The sequence below is a fragment of the Sphaerisporangium sp. NPDC004334 genome, from assembly GCF_053602655.1.
This window is the reverse complement of the sequence record NZ_JBSGDZ010000091.1, coordinates 1-1282: the sequence shown is the minus strand read 5'-3', so window position 1 is coordinate 1282 and position 1282 is coordinate 1. Positions and strand designations below refer to the sequence as shown.

Below are 1282 nucleotides of genomic sequence, written 5' to 3'. Positions count from 1 at the left end.
GAAACCACCCGCCCCGTCCCCTTCGGCAACACCGCCGACCTCCCGGTCATCGGCGACTGGAACGGCGACGGCACCGACACCCAAGGCATCGTCCGGTAGCTTCTTCCGGCCCCGTCCCGGTGCACAGCCGGGACGCCCCGCCGTCCCCCCACCCCACGCCCCTGTGCCGCCGTGACCGACACGGCGGCACAGGGGCGTTCCGCGTCGCCGGACACACCGCCCTGGCACTCCACCGCGCGCCCGCCGCCCGCCGTGCGCCGTGCGCCGTGCGCCGTGCGCCGACGACGCTGTAATCCCCTCGCACGCCGGCCGCCGGAAGCTACAGCGCACTTACAGCGAGGTTGGAGCGCCCACCCGGATCCTTCTCACACGGAGATCGGCAGACCCGCAGGACTTACCGGAAAGGAACTCCCATGAGTTCGATCACCCCCCGCACCGGGACCACGACGACCCGCTCGCGCTTCCTGCGCCGGCTCGGCGGCGGGCTGGCCACCACGGCTCTGCTCGGAACAGGGCTCATCGCGACCACGACCTCCCCTGCCGCCGCCGCGTCGCGCGCGACGATCGTGTCGGTCGCCCAGGGCCAGCTCAACAACTCCTCGCGCAACCACGAATCGCCGATGGGCAGCGGCTGCAACTTCTACACCGGGTACTTCCGCTCCTGGAAGCCCTCCTCCGGGTGTCCCTCGACCGACGGGGTCCAGTGGCGCGACAGCGACTGGTGCGCCGACTTCTCCAAGTACGTGTGGAAGAACGCCGGCGTGCGGAACGCCGACATCGCCGAGACCGACGGCGGCGTGCTGACAGGCTGGGCCGCCTCCTTCAAGAACTACGGGACCAAGTACGGCACCTGGCACACCCGGTCGAGCGGCTACACGCCCCAGCCCGGTGACGCCGTCGTCTTCGACTGGGACGGGGACGGCGACATCAACCACGTCGGCATCGTCAAGTCGGCGACCTCGAGCACCGTCTACACCATCGAGGGCAACGCCAGCGACCGCGTCAAGGAGAACAGCTACTCGCGCTCGGACGGCGACATCGTCGGATACTCCGCTCCCCTCGGCATCGACAGCACCCCCGATCCCGAGCCCGAGCCGATCGACTACGGAGTGCTGGACTTCACCCTGTCCGACAGTTTCGATTCCAACACCAACACCCGGCCGGTCATCAGGTACGGCAACAGCCCCATGATCCCCATCATCGGTGACTGGGACGGCGACGGCGTCGACACCCCCAGCGCCTACGACCCCACCACCGCCACCTTCCACCTGTCCAACAACCC

1 protein-coding gene is annotated in these 1282 nt (G+C 69.4%); it reads left to right on the top strand.

All coding sequences use genetic code 11. The annotated features are described in order from the left end of the window. Positions 1 to 413 precede the first annotated feature (413 nt). Positions 414 to 1282: CHAP domain-containing protein (locus ACWEN6_RS40900; protein ID WP_354854112.1), on the top strand; the 869-nt coding region annotated here is incomplete at its 3' end.